This is a genomic window from Streptomyces sp. NPDC127114, from assembly GCF_042677525.1.
In the GTDB taxonomy this organism is placed as follows: Bacteria; Actinomycetota; Actinomycetes; order Streptomycetales; family Streptomycetaceae; genus Streptomyces.
In genome coordinates this window covers 54,368-66,109 of the sequence record NZ_JBHXTJ010000028.1, presented here as the reverse complement: position 1 = coordinate 66,109, position 11,742 = coordinate 54,368, and the positions used below count along the sequence as shown (strand labels likewise).

At 72.3% G+C, this 11,742-nt stretch carries 13 protein-coding genes; 8 read left to right on the top strand and 5 right to left on the bottom strand.

The genetic code is table 11. From position 1 onward, the window contains the following. Positions 1-53 precede the first annotated feature (53 nt). Entirely contained in the window at positions 54-1,247 is a 1,194-nt protein-coding gene (locus ACFVGS_RS25655; RefSeq protein WP_385693784.1) for an argininosuccinate synthase, read from the top strand. Between the two features lie 86 nt (positions 1,248-1,333). Next, positions 1,334-2,761: an argininosuccinate lyase gene (gene argH / locus ACFVGS_RS25650; RefSeq protein ID WP_385693783.1), complete on the top strand. Its 1,428-nt coding sequence runs from the start codon at positions 1,334-1,336 to the stop codon at positions 2,759-2,761. A gap of 12 nt (positions 2,762-2,773) precedes the next feature. On the opposite strand, the gene ACFVGS_RS25645 is transcribed toward argH, so the two are convergent. Then, positions 2,774-3,283, bottom strand: coding sequence for an HAD domain-containing protein (locus tag ACFVGS_RS25645; protein WP_384416475.1), 510 nt, complete (start codon positions 3,281-3,283; stop codon positions 2,774-2,776). An 85-nt stretch (positions 3,284-3,368) separates the two neighbouring features. Here ACFVGS_RS25645 and ACFVGS_RS25640 point away from each other — a divergent pair, with 85 nt between their 5' ends. After that, entirely contained in the window at positions 3,369-3,920 is a 552-nt protein-coding gene (locus ACFVGS_RS25640; protein WP_384416478.1) for a TetR/AcrR family transcriptional regulator, read from the top strand. Then, positions 3,917-5,473, top strand: a complete 1,557-nt coding sequence (locus ACFVGS_RS25635) for an MFS transporter (protein ID WP_385693782.1) — start codon at positions 3,917-3,919, stop codon at positions 5,471-5,473. Before ACFVGS_RS25640 ends, ACFVGS_RS25635 begins: the two co-directional genes overlap by 4 nt. Before the next feature lie 84 nt (positions 5,474-5,557). Here the strand turns inward: ACFVGS_RS25635 and ACFVGS_RS25630 are convergent, their stop codons facing one another. Beyond that, positions 5,558-6,232, bottom strand: a complete 675-nt coding sequence (locus ACFVGS_RS25630) for a lysophospholipid acyltransferase family protein (protein WP_384416484.1) — start codon at positions 6,230-6,232, stop codon at positions 5,558-5,560. Positions 6,233-6,470: 238 nt separating this feature from the next. On the opposite strand from ACFVGS_RS25630, the gene ACFVGS_RS25625 reads away from it, so the two are divergent. The 3 genes from ACFVGS_RS25625 to ACFVGS_RS25615 all read left to right on the top strand — a co-directional run bounded on the left by ACFVGS_RS25625 (position 6,471) and on the right by ACFVGS_RS25615 (position 8,838). Further along, positions 6,471-7,661 (top strand): glycerophosphodiester phosphodiesterase, encoded by a 1,191-nt coding sequence (locus ACFVGS_RS25625; RefSeq protein ID WP_385693781.1) that lies wholly within the window; start codon positions 6,471-6,473, stop codon positions 7,659-7,661. A gap of 132 nt (positions 7,662-7,793) precedes the next feature. Continuing rightward, a complete protein-coding gene (locus tag ACFVGS_RS25620; protein ID WP_384416490.1) occupies positions 7,794-8,315 on the top strand; it encodes a sigma-70 family RNA polymerase sigma factor in 522 nt (173 codons plus the stop codon). A gap of 37 nt (positions 8,316-8,352) precedes the next feature. Continuing rightward, positions 8,353-8,838, top strand: a complete 486-nt coding sequence (locus ACFVGS_RS25615; protein WP_384416633.1) for a GNAT family N-acetyltransferase — start codon at positions 8,353-8,355, stop codon at positions 8,836-8,838. Positions 8,839-8,942: 104 nt separating this feature from the next. Here ACFVGS_RS25615 and ACFVGS_RS25610 read toward each other — a convergent pair whose 3' ends face one another. Beyond that, entirely contained in the window at positions 8,943-9,908 is a 966-nt protein-coding gene (locus ACFVGS_RS25610) for a GlxA family transcriptional regulator (RefSeq protein WP_385693780.1), read from the bottom strand. Between the two features lie 174 nt (positions 9,909-10,082). Between ACFVGS_RS25610 and ACFVGS_RS25605 the strand changes: the two genes are divergently transcribed. Next, on the top strand, positions 10,083-10,481 hold the full coding sequence (locus tag ACFVGS_RS25605) for a hypothetical protein (RefSeq protein ID WP_384416496.1): 399 nt from the start codon (positions 10,083-10,085) through the stop codon (positions 10,479-10,481). Between the two features lie 76 nt (positions 10,482-10,557). Here ACFVGS_RS25605 and ACFVGS_RS25600 read toward each other — a convergent pair whose 3' ends face one another. Both ACFVGS_RS25600 and ACFVGS_RS25595 read right to left on the bottom strand, forming a co-directional pair. Beyond that, on the bottom strand, positions 10,558-11,019 hold the full coding sequence (locus ACFVGS_RS25600) for a hypothetical protein (RefSeq protein ID WP_384416499.1): 462 nt from the start codon (positions 11,017-11,019) through the stop codon (positions 10,558-10,560). Between the two features lie 2 nt (positions 11,020-11,021). Then, positions 11,022-11,384, bottom strand: a complete 363-nt coding sequence (locus ACFVGS_RS25595; protein WP_384416502.1) for a hypothetical protein — start codon at positions 11,382-11,384, stop codon at positions 11,022-11,024. Between the last annotated feature and the right edge of the window lie 358 nt (positions 11,385-11,742).

Genomic DNA, 11,742 nt, shown 5'->3' with positions numbered 1-11,742 from the left:
ACGGAGGACTGCATAGTTATACCCATCAGTGGTTGGAAGGTTAGGAGAAACCCGTGACCGAGCGCGTCGTACTCGCCTACTCGGGCGGTCTGGACACCTCCGTCGCCATCGGCTGGATCGCCGAGGAGACGGGTGCCGAGGTCATCGCCGTCGCCGTGGACGTCGGCCAGGGCGGCGAGGACCTGGACGTCATCCGCAAGCGCGCGCTCGCCTGCGGTGCGGTCGAGGCCGAGGTCGCGGACGCCAAGGACGAGTTCGCCGACGAGTACTGCCTCCCGGCGATCAAGGCCAACGCTCTCTACATGGACCGCTACCCGCTGGTCTCCGCCCTCTCCCGGCCGGCCATCGTCAAGCACCTGGTCGCCGCCGCGAAGAAGCACGACGCCTCGATCGTCGCCCACGGCTGCACCGGCAAGGGCAACGACCAGGTGCGCTTCGAGGCCGGCATCCAGGCCCTCGGCCCGGACCTGAAGTGCATCGCCCCGGTCCGTGACTACGCGATGACCCGCGACAAGGCCATCGCCTTCGCCGAGAAGGCGAACCTGCCGATCGCGACCACCAAGAAGTCCCCGTACTCCATCGACCAGAACGTTTTCGGCCGCGCCATCGAGACCGGCTTCCTCGAGGACATCTGGAACGCCCCGATCGAGGACATCTACGAGTACACCCAGAACCCGGCGGTCGCCCGCGAGCCCGACGAGGTCGTCATCTCCTTCAAGGAGGGCGTCCCGGTCGCCATCGACGGCAAGCCCGTCACCGTCCTCCAGGCCATCCAGCAGCTCAACGAGCGCGCCGGCGCCCAGGGCATCGGCCGGATCGACATGGTCGAGGACCGCCTCGTCGGCATCAAGTCCCGCGAGGTGTACGAGGCTCCCGGCGCGATCGCCCTGATCACCGCCCACCAGGAGCTGGAGAACGTCACCGTCGAGCGCGAGCTGGCCCGCTACAAGCGGCAGGTCGAGCAGCGCTGGGGCGAGCTCGTCTACGACGGCCTGTGGTTCTCGCCGCTGAAGCGCGCCCTGGACGGCTTCATCGACGAGGCCAACCAGCACGTCACCGGCGACATCCGGATGACCCTGCACGGCGGCCGCGCCGTCGTCACCGGCCGGAAGTCCGCGGAGTCGCTCTACGACTTCAACCTCGCCACCTACGACACCGGCGACACGTTCGACCAGTCGAAGGCGCAGGGCTTCATCGACATCTTCGCCCTCTCGGCGAAGATCGCCGCCAAGCGCGACCTGGGCTGACCCCCGCACGTTGAACAGGCCGCCTCCCTGCTGTACGCGGCAGGGAGGCGGCCGCACATCCAGACACTGTCCTGAGGAGCACAGCAGTGAGCAGCAACAACGGTGACGTCCGGCTCTGGGGCGGCCGGTTCGCCGACGGCCCCGCCGAGGCCCTGGCGAAGCTGTCCGCGTCCGTCCACTTCGACTGGCGGCTCGCGCCGTACGACATCGCCGGTTCCCGTGCCCACGCGCGCGTGCTCCACAAGGCCGGGCTCCTCACGGAGGACGAGCTCACCCGCATGCTGGCCGGTCTCGACCAGCTGGAGGCGGACGTCGCCGACGGCTCCTTCGTGGGCACCATCGCCGACGAGGACGTCCACACCGCCCTGGAGCGCGGTCTCCTGGAGCGCCTCGGCGCCGAGCTCGGTGGCAAGCTGCGGGCCGGCCGGTCCCGCAACGACCAGGTCGCCACGCTGTTCCGGATGTATCTGCGCGACCACGCCCGGATCATCGGCGGGCTGATCGCGGACCTCCAGGACGCCCTCGTCGGCCTCGCCGAGGCGCACCCGGACGTCGCCATGCCGGGCCGGACCCACCTCCAGCACGCCCAGCCGGTGCTCTTCGCCCACCACGTCCTCGCCCACGTCCAGGCGCTCGGCCGGGACGCCGAGCGGCTGCGGCAGTGGGACACCCGGACCGCCGTCTCGCCGTACGGCTCCGGCGCGCTGGCCGGTTCCTCGCTGGGGCTCGACCCGGAGGCGGTCGCCAAGGACCTCGGCTTCGAGCGGGGTTCGGCGGGCAACTCCATCGACGGCACCGCCTCGCGGGACTTCGTCGCCGAGTTCGCCTTCATCACGGCGATGATCGGGGTGAACCTTTCCCGGATCGCGGAGGAGATCATCATCTGGAACACGAAGGAGTTCTCCTTCGTGACCCTGCACGACGCCTTCTCCACCGGCTCGTCGATCATGCCGCAGAAGAAGAACCCGGACATCGCCGAGCTGGCCCGGGGCAAGTCCGGCAGGCTCATCGGCAACCTGTCCGGTCTGATGGCGACGCTGAAGGCGCTCCCGCTCGCCTACAACCGGGACCTCCAGGAGGACAAGGAGCCGGTCTTCGACTCCTGCGACCAGCTGGAGGTCCTGCTGCCCGCCTTCACCGGCATGATGGCGACGCTCACCGTCAACCGGGAGCGCATGGAGGAGCTGGCACCGGCGGGCTTCTCCCTCGCGACGGACATCGCCGAGTGGCTGGTCAAGCAGGGCGTGCCGTTCCGGGTGGCGCACGAGGTGGCCGGCGAGTGCGTCAAGGTCGCCGAGGCGGAGGGCAAGGAGCTGGACGAGCTGACGGACGAGCAGTTCGCCAAGATCTCCGAGCACCTCACCCCCGAGGTCCGCACGGTGCTCAACGTTCCCGGCGCCCTCGCCTCCCGCAACGGCCGGGGCGGCACGGCACCCTCGGCGGTCGCCGCCCAGCTGGTCGAGGTCAAGGCGGACCTGGTGATCCAGCACGCCTGGGTCACCGCCAAGAACTGAACCGCACCCTCCCTAGAGCGCCGCCGCCCAGTCCGCGAGTGCGTCGAAGTCCGGCCGGAGCAGTCCGAGCCGGGGGTCGACGTACAGCGGCAGGGCGGCGGCGAGGTGGTTCTGCTCCACGTACTCGTGGTCGTACGACGTGATGTCGTCGTCCACCCACGCGAACGGCCGCCCCTGCGCGTACTCCAGGATGTACTGGGTCTTCCAGAACGTCCCGCGCGGGGCGGCCCCGTGCATTTTCGGCCAGTCGACGAACGGCAGCTCGGGCAGCCCGAGGCGCGGCCCGATCCAGTCGTTCGCGTCGCCCTTCCATGTCGTCGCCCACACCAGCTCGTACGCGTCCGCCAGCGCGAGCAGCTCCCGGCCGTGGTCCGGGTTGAGCCACACGCGCAGCGGCCTGGTCTCGAACCAGCCGCCCGGCCGCATCCGGTGGGTCGTGTACCCCTCGGGCCGGCGTTCGGCCTGGGCGGCGTACGGGTTCAGCGGCCCGTCCACGTCGATCAGCAGCAGCGGCTTCGTCATGTCCACAGCATTCCTCCCCGTCTCGAGGTGAGGCATCGAAATTTCACATGAGACATTCATGTCTCAGTCGGTGTATGGTTGTCTCATGTCAGTCGACCGCACCCAGGTGCTCCACGCCGCCGCAGCCCTGCTCTCCCGCAAGGCGACCGCCACCATGGACGAGGTCGCGCGGGCCGCCGGGATCGGCCGGGCCACGCTGCACCGGCACTTCGCCGGGCGGGACGCGCTGGTGCGGGCGCTCGAGCAGATGTGCATCGAGGAGACCGAGGCCGCGCTCGACGCGGCCCGGATCGACGAGGGGCCGGCCGACGAGGCCGTACGCCGGCTGATCGGCGCCTCGGAGCCCGTCGCACCGCTGCTGGCCTTCCTCGTCACCGAGAACCAGCTCTTCGAGGGCGACCAGCAGAACGCGGGCTGGGCCCGCCTCGACGCCCGGATCGCCGGACTCTTCCGGCGCGGCCAGGAAGAGGGCGTCTTCCGGATCGACCTGACCCCCGCCTGGCTCAGCGAGGCCTTCTACGGGCTCGTCGGCTCGTGCGCCTGGGCCGTCGCCGACGGGCGGGTCGCCGCCAAGGACTTCCAGTACATGATCGCCGAGCTGCTGCTCGGCGGAGCGCGTAGGAGCGTGGAGAAGTGATCACCGACAGCGTCACGAGGGCGAAGCAGCTCGAAAGCCATACCGAGGGCGTGCGCCGTCCCGGCCGGTGGCTCGCCCTCGCCGTGCTCGTCCTGGCCGTGCTGCTCGTGGCGGTCGACGCCACGGTACTCGGTCTGGCGACACCCTTCCTCTCCGAGGACCTCAAGCCGTCCGGCACCCAGCTGCTGTGGATCGGCGACGTCTACTCCTTCGTCATCGCCGGCCTGCTGGTCTCCATGGGCAGCCTCGGCGACCGCATCGGCCGCAAGAAGCTGCTGCTCACCGGAGCCGTCGCCTTCGGTGCCGTCTCCGTGCTCAACGCCTACGCCACCAGCCCCGAGATGATGATCGTGGCCCGCGCCCTGCTCGGTGTCGCCGGCGCCACCCTCATGCCGTCCACCCTCGCCCTGATCCGCAACCTCTTCCACGACCCGCGCGAGCGCAGCCTCGCCATCGGCATCTGGGGCGCCATGGCCTCGGCCGGTGCCGCCGTGGGCCCGGTCGTCGGCGGATTCCTGCTGGAGCACTTCTGGTGGGGGTCGGTCTTCCTCATCAACCTGCCCGTCATGGCCGTCCTGGTCCTCGTCGGCGCCCGGCTCATCCCCGAGTCGAAGAACCCGAACCCGGGCCCCTGGGACCTGCCCAGCGTCGGCCTCTCGCTCGTCGGCATGATCGGCGTCGTCTACGCGGTCAAGGAGCTGGCCGCGCACGGCGTCACCCTCGACGTGGCCGCCGCCGCGCTGGTCGGCATCGGCGGCCTGACCTGGTTCGTCCGCCGCCAGCTCCGGCTGCCGGCCCCGCTCCTGGACATGCGCCTGTTCCGCAACCGCGGCTTCTCCGGTGCCGTCCTCGCCGACCTGCTGACCATCCTCGGCCTCTCCGGGCTGGTGTTCTTCCTGTCCCAGTTCTTCCAGCTGGTCCAGGGCCGCCAGCCGCTGGAGGCCGGGCTCGCCGAACTGCCCGCCGCTATCGGCGCGGTGACGGCCGGTCTGGTCGCGGGCAACGTCGCCCGCCGGTTCTCCGTGCGGTCCGTCGTCGCCGGCGGTCTCGCCGCCATCGGTCTCGCCCTCGCGGTGCTGACCACGCTCGGACAGACGACCGGCTACCCGCTGCTCGGCGCGAGCCTGCTCGTCGTCGGCGTCGGCGCGGGCTTCGCGTTCACCGTCACCGCCGACGTGATCCTCTCCAGCGTCCCCAAGGAGCAGGCCGGTGCCGCCTCCGCGGTCTCCGAGACGGCGTACGAGCTGGGCGCGGCCCTCGGTATCGCGGTGCTCGGCTCCATCGTCACCGGCGTCTACCGGAGCTTCACCACCCCGGCCGGCGTCCCGGCGGACACCGCCGCCGCGGCCCACGACTCGCTCGGCGGCGCCGTCGAGGCCTCCGCGGGCCTCGCCCCGGCCCAGGCCGGCGCGCTGGTCTCGGCCGCCCAGGACGCCTTCGTCGACGGGCTGCGCATGGCGGCCGGCGCCGGCGCGGCGGTCCTCCTCGCGACCGCGGTCGCGGCCTGGTTCCTGCTGCGCGGCCAGAAGCTGGCCGACGGCGTCGAGCACTGACGCCCACCAGTACGCGCGAAGGGCGCCCCCGATCCACGGGGGCGCCCTTTCGCGTTCGCGTGCGTGACGCGGCCGGCTCGGGCGTTACGCGGCTTCCTTCGCCTTGGTGGCGTACATGTCGACGTACTCCTGCCCCGACAGCCGCATGACCTCGGCCATGACCGAGTCCGTCACCGCCCGCAGCACGTACCGGTCGCGGTCCATGCCGTCGTAGCGGGAGAACTCCATCGGCTCGCCGAAGCGGACCGTCACCCGGCCCGGGCGCGGGAAGCCCGCACCGCCCGGCTGGACCTTGTCGGTGCCGATCATCGCGAACGGCACCACCGGTGCGCCCGTCATCAGGGTGAGCCGGGCGATGCCGGTGCGGCCCCGGTAGAGGCGGCCGTCGGGGGAGCGGGTGCCCTCCGGGTAGATCGAGAAGATCTTGCCCTCCTCCAGGACCCGGCGTCCGGTCATCAGCGCGGCCACACCGCCGCGGCCGCCGTCGCGGTCCACCGGGATCATGCCGACGCTGGTGAAGAACCAGGCCATCAGCCGGCCCTTGACGCCCTTGCCCGTCACGTACTCGTCCTTGCCGATGAAGAACACCTGGCGGTCCAGGCAGATCGGCATGATCATCGAGTCGATGAAGGTCAGGTGGTTGCCCGCGAGGATCACCGGCCCGGTGCCCGGGACGTTCTCGGCGCCCTCGACGCGTGGGCGGAACATGAGGCGCAGGACCGGACCGAGGGTGGCCTTCATGATCGCGAGACGGGACAACGGTTCCTCCGGTGTCGGGCGGGCGGCTCGTGCGGAGCCGACAAGTGCAGATCGCGACGATACTCGCGGGTCACGGCGCGTCGCACATCGGGTTCACGGAGTGGATACGCGGTGTTGACGTGTGTTTCCGCCATGTTCCCCGCAGGTCTGCCGTTCGTAGGGGGTCTTTGCCTAGCGTCGGGCCCGTAGTTGACAGGTGCGGGACATCACACGGGACATCACCATCGAAGGAGTGTTCATGACACAGCCCGAGCGCCGGACCCCGGCCCGACGAGCCGTCCTCGGAGCCGCCGGAGCAGCCGTCCTCGGCGGCTCGACCGTCCTCGCCGGAGGCACCGCGCAGGCCGTGCAGTCCGCCGTCGCCGCCGACACCGACCCGGGGGCCGGGACCGCGGGCCGGGGACACGGCTACCGCTCCCTGCCCGTCCCCACCGTCATCGCCCACCGCGGCGCCAGCGGCTACCGCCCCGAGCACACCCTCGGCTCCTACCAGCTCGCCCTCGACATGGGCGCCCACGTCGTCGAGCAGGACCTCGTCCCCACCAGGGACGGCCACCTGGTCTGCCGCCACGAGAACGACATCACCGGCACCACCGACGTGGCCGACCACCCGGAGTTCGCCGCCCGCCGCACGACCAAGACGATCGACGGCACCACCCTCACCGGCTGGTTCACCGAGGACTTCACGCTCGCCGAGCTCAAGACCCTCCGGGCCAAGGAGCGCATTCCGGCCACCCGCCAGGAGAACACGCTCTACGACGGCCGCTGGGCGGTCCCCACCTTCGAGGAGGTGCTGCGCTGGGCCGAGGAGGAGGGCCGCCGCCGCGGCCGCGAGGTATGGCTGCACGTCGAGACCAAGCACCCCACCTACTTCCGGTCCCTCGGCCTCGGCCTCGAGGAGCGGCTCGCCCGGCTCCTGCGCCGTCACGGCCGCCACCGCGCGCATTCCCCGGTCTTCCTCCAGTCCTTCGAGCCCAGCAGCATCCAGCGCCTGGCCCGCCTCGCGGACACCCCGCGCGTCGTGCTGCTCTCCGCCGCGGGCAGCCGCCCCTGGGACTTCGTCCAGGCCGGCGACCCGCGCACCGTCGCCGACCTCGTGAAGCCCGAGGGCCTGCGCTGGATCGCCTCGTACGCGCAGGGCATCGGCCCCACCCTCGACCTGATCCTGCCCCGCGACGCGAGCGGACGGCTCGGCGCCGAGACCACCCTGGTGCGCGACGCGCACGCGGAGGGCCTGATCCTCCACCCGTACACCCAGCGCAACGAGAACACCTTCCTGCCGGCCGAGTACCGGCGGGGCACCGACCCGCAGGCGTACGGCGACGCCTTCGGCGCCCTCCGGCGGTTCTTCGCGACCGGGATCGACGGGATCTTCTCCGACAACGCCGACACGGCGCTGCTCGCGGCAGCGGACTTCCGCGACCGCTGATCCCCGCCCGGGCCCGTCCCGATCGGTCCGCCGGACACCTCCCGTCGTCGCGCGGCCCGGCCCGTACCCCCGACCGGGTGGTTTACGGCCGGGCCCGCAACCGGGCCCGGACCGCCTCGCATCGTGCCGGGCATGACCTCCCGCGAAACCCTCCTCGCCACCCTCACGCCGCTGCTCGCCGCCGAGTCCCGGGCGGAGGCGCCGGCCGCCGGCGTCGAGGCCGGAGACCTCGAACAGGCCGTCTGGCTGCGGCTCCTGGAGCGCCTCCAGGAGGAGGGCGCCCCCGAGCGCCCCGCCGACTGGCTGCGCCGCGCCGTACGGACCGAGGCCCGCCGCGCCCGCCGGGCGCGCCTCCGCGAACGGCCCTACCACGACGAACCGGCCCACGAGGCCGGACGGTCGCCCGAGAGCCACGCCCTCGTCGCCGAGCGCCGCCGCGCCCTGCGCGCCGCCGTCCGCCGCACGCCCGGCCACTGCCCGCGGCTGCTCACCGCGATGCTCCATCCCGGCGACCCCACCTACCGGGAAATCGCAGGGGCGTTGGGTATCTCACAGGGGAGTCTGGGGCCGATGCGTTCCCGTTGCCTGGGATGCCTGCGCAGAATGCTGGCTGCGGAGGTTCCCGGCGCGGGCGCGCGGGGAAGGGTGCCGTAGACCCACGGCGGACCAGATGAGCGGGAGGCATGCGCACATGGGCATGAGCGTGACCATCTCAGCGGCGGACGCGACGCAGGACGCGGAGAGCATCCTGAAGCTGCAGTACCTCTGCTACCAGCGCGAGGCCGAGATCTACCAGGACTGGTCGATCGAGCCGCTGACCCAGTCGCTGGACGCCCTGCGCGCCGAACTCACCGAGGGCCGCGCCTTCGTCGCCCGCCTCGGCGACGAGATCGTCGCCTCCGTCCGCGGCCGGCTCGACGAGGACGGCACCGTACGCATCGCCAAGCTCATCGTCCACCCGCGCATGCAGCGCCACGGCATCGGCGGCCGTCTCCTCGACGCCATCGAGGGCCACTACGCGGCCGAGCCGGCCCCGGCCGCCAAGCGCTTCCAGCTCTTCACCGGCCACCGCAGCGAGGGCAACCTGCGGCTCTACCGCAGCAAGGGCTACGCGCAGGTCGCCACCCACGAGGTGGGCCCGAAGCTCACCCTGGTCACCCTGGAGAAGGCCGCCTAGGGCTCCGCTCCGGCCGCCCCGCCCCCTCCCGGCCGGCTGTCTTCGTCCGGTCCGACCGTCCAGTCCCGTCCCTTCGGACTGTCCCGTCCCGTCGGCCCGCCCTCTCAGGCGGGCCGCATCGCCGCCCGGTAGCGGGACGGGGCGATCCCGAACCGCTCGGTGAACGCCTGCCGCAGCGCCTCCGCGCTGCCGAAGCCGCAACGCGCCGCGACCCCGGCCATCGGCAGCGTCGTCGAGGCGAGCAGCTGCGCGGCGGCCTCCGTACGGGCCTGCCGCACATAGCGGCCCGGTGAGAGGCCCAGCTGCTCCGTGAAGAGACGGCTCAGATGGCGGGGCGTCACGCCCGCCCGGGCGGCGAGCGCCGGGGTGCTCAGGTCGCCGTCCGGACGGGCCGCGATGTGCTCGACCAGCCCCCGGAGCATGTCGTCACGGGCCGGCGGAGTCGCGGTGAACAGGCTCATCTGTGCCTGGTTCCCCGGCCGTTGCAGATAGACCACGAGGTCCCGGGCGACCTGGCGGGCCAGTTCCGGACCGTGGTCCTCCTCGACGAAGGCGAGCGTGAGGTCCAGCGCGCTGGTCACCCCCGCCGCCGTGTAGACGTGCCCGTCGCGGACGTAGATGGGGGCCGGGTCCACCACGACCTCCGGATGCCGCTCGGCGAGCTGCCGTGCGAACCGCCAGTGGGTGGTCGCCCGCCGGCCGTCGAGCAGCCCCGCGGCGGCCAGCACTCCCGCGCCCGTGCACACCGACGCCACCCTCCGGCTCTCCCGCGCCAGCCGCCTCACGTGCCCGACGAGCCGGGTGTCCGCCGCCGCCCGCTCGAAGCCGGTACCGCCCGAGACGATCAGGGTGTCCAGAGGGCCGGTCAGCCGTTCGAGCGACCGCTCGCTGCCGAGGACGAGGCCCGAGCCGCAGACCATCGGCCCGCCGCCCGGACCCGCCAGGAGCACCCGGTACGGGACCGCGGGCGCGCCGATCCCGTTGGCCATGGCCAGGGTCGTGGTCACGCACGCGATGTCCAACAGCTCGGCCGCCTCGTACCCGACCACCACCATGAGCCGCTCCGCCATGCGCCCGACCCTATGCCGGAAGGACGGCTACCCCAAGGGAACGGACACCGGGCCGCACATCGCTGTCCGGCGGACCGCCCGCCGCGGACAGTGGTCCCACCGCACCCACCCGCACGGCCGCGCTCGTCCAGTCGCCGCCGCACCGCCCACAGGCACGCTCCCGGGAGGCACCCGATGCCCACGCTCGCGCACCGCTGGCCCACGCTGATCGCCCTGGCGCTCGCGGCCCTCACCTTCCTCGACGGAATGCCCGCGCCCGGGTTCCTGGCCGCGGTCCTCGCCGCGATGCCGCTGTTCTACCTGCTCTTCGGCGCACTCCGCGGCGAACTGCGGCCCCCGCGCGTCCTTGCCGTGCAGCTCGCCGGTCTCGCCGGCTTCGCCGCCGTCGCCCTCCTGGCCGTGACCGTGGACGGCACCCTCGCGCTGCTGGTCCTGGCCGCCGGCTGGCTCGGCCACGCCGTGTGGGACGCCGTGCACTTCCGGAAGGCCCGGGTCGCCCCCCGGCAGTGGTCGGAATGGTGCGGCGTCTTCGACGCCTGCGGCGCCCTCGCCCTCGTCCTGGCCGCGCTTTAGGCCGGTCCGGCGTACCGGGGCCGGGGTCGGGGCACGCGGCTCAGGGTCCGGCGGCTCAGGGCCGGATCCGGCCGGATCAGGCCGTGCGGGAGCGCCGCAGCCACCAGATGCCGGTCAGCGGCAGCAGCACCGGGATGAAGACATAGCCGTACCCGTACTGGGACCAGACCGTCGTGTCCGGGAACGCCGAGGGTTCGAGCAGCGTCCACGTCCCGACGACCAGGACGCCCGCGAGCTCGGCGGCGCAGCACACCAGCGCCGCCCTGCGGGCCGTCTCGCCGCCCCGTACCAGCGTGTACGTGATGAAGGCGTAGACGACGGCGGCCACCGCCGAGAGGCTGTAGGCCAGCGGCGCCCGGTCGAACTCGGTCGCGATCTGGAACGCCGAGCGCGAGACCGCGCCCACCGACATCACGCCGTAGAGCCAGACCACGAGCAGGCCCGGGCCCTTCACCAGACGGCCGGACCGGGGGCTCCCGGGTTCGGTCCCCGTCCCGCTCCCGGTCCCGCTTCCGGCCTCGCGATCGGTCGCGGTCATGGTCAGCCCACCGTCCAGATGTCGAAGAGACGCACTTCCAGCACCGCGAGCACCACGGCGCCCGCCGCCACCGTCGCCGAGCCCCACTTGCTGCGCTCGGTCAGCGACAGCAGCCCGGCCGCGGGCACCGCGCACAGCGCGCCCAGCAGATAGGCGACGAAGATCGTGGTGCCCTCCTCCGCCTTCTCGCCGCGGACCAGCTGCACGATGCCGACCACCAGCTGCACGAGGGCCAGGAAGGTCACCACGGCCATGCCGATGAAGTGCCAGTCCTTGGTGGACTGGTTCCGGTAGGCGGCGAATCCGCACCAGGCGGCGAGGGCGAGCGCGGCCACCGAGACTGCGACCGTCAGGGCGTCAAGCATGCGCCCGAGGGTATTACGGGCCGAATGGCCCGATGCGCGCGGCCCCCGCCCCGCGCACCGTGGCCTTGGCCACAGCCGACGACCGGGACGCGCCGCGCTCCACCCCGTCCGGGGCCGCTGCCTCCCGGGTTCCGGGCCGCGCGGGCCGCCCCGGACTGTCCGCATGGCGTCTCAGTGATGTCCGCTATTCGGACAGCCGCCTTTCGTTCGCACGTTTGCATGCTTTACTTGCAGCCATGACCACGACGAGCAGCCGCACCCTTGCGACCGAGGCGAACCAGACGCCCGGTGCTCGTTGTACGTGTCGAATGTGCGCCAACTGAGGGCCCCCGCCAGAGCCTCGCGCCCCGAAGCGAGA

Bases quoted from the DNA above. Each gene is read 5' to 3' on its own strand.
- ACFVGS_RS25615 (WP_384416633.1), top strand. From the start codon at position 8,353: ATGGGCATGAGCGTGACCATCTCAGCGGCGGACGCGACGCAGGACGCG.
- ACFVGS_RS25625 (WP_385693781.1), top strand. From the start codon at position 6,471: ATGACACAGCCCGAGCGCCGGACCCCGGCCCGACGAGCCGTCCTCGGA.
- ACFVGS_RS25645 (WP_384416475.1), bottom strand. From the start codon at position 3,283: ATGACGAAGCCGCTGCTGCTGATCGACGTGGACGGGCCGCTGAACCCG.
- ACFVGS_RS25610 (WP_385693780.1), bottom strand. From the start codon at position 9,908: ATGGCGGAGCGGCTCATGGTGGTGGTCGGGTACGAGGCGGCCGAGCTG.
- ACFVGS_RS25640 (WP_384416478.1), top strand. From the start codon at position 3,369: ATGTCAGTCGACCGCACCCAGGTGCTCCACGCCGCCGCAGCCCTGCTC.
- ACFVGS_RS25605 (WP_384416496.1), top strand. From the start codon at position 10,083: ATGCCCACGCTCGCGCACCGCTGGCCCACGCTGATCGCCCTGGCGCTC.
- ACFVGS_RS25620 (WP_384416490.1), top strand. From the start codon at position 7,794: ATGACCTCCCGCGAAACCCTCCTCGCCACCCTCACGCCGCTGCTCGCC.
- ACFVGS_RS25600 (WP_384416499.1), bottom strand. From the start codon at position 11,019: ATGACCGCGACCGATCGCGAGGCCGGAAGCGGGACCGGGAGCGGGACG.
- ACFVGS_RS25595 (WP_384416502.1), bottom strand. From the start codon at position 11,384: ATGCTTGACGCCCTGACGGTCGCAGTCTCGGTGGCCGCGCTCGCCCTC.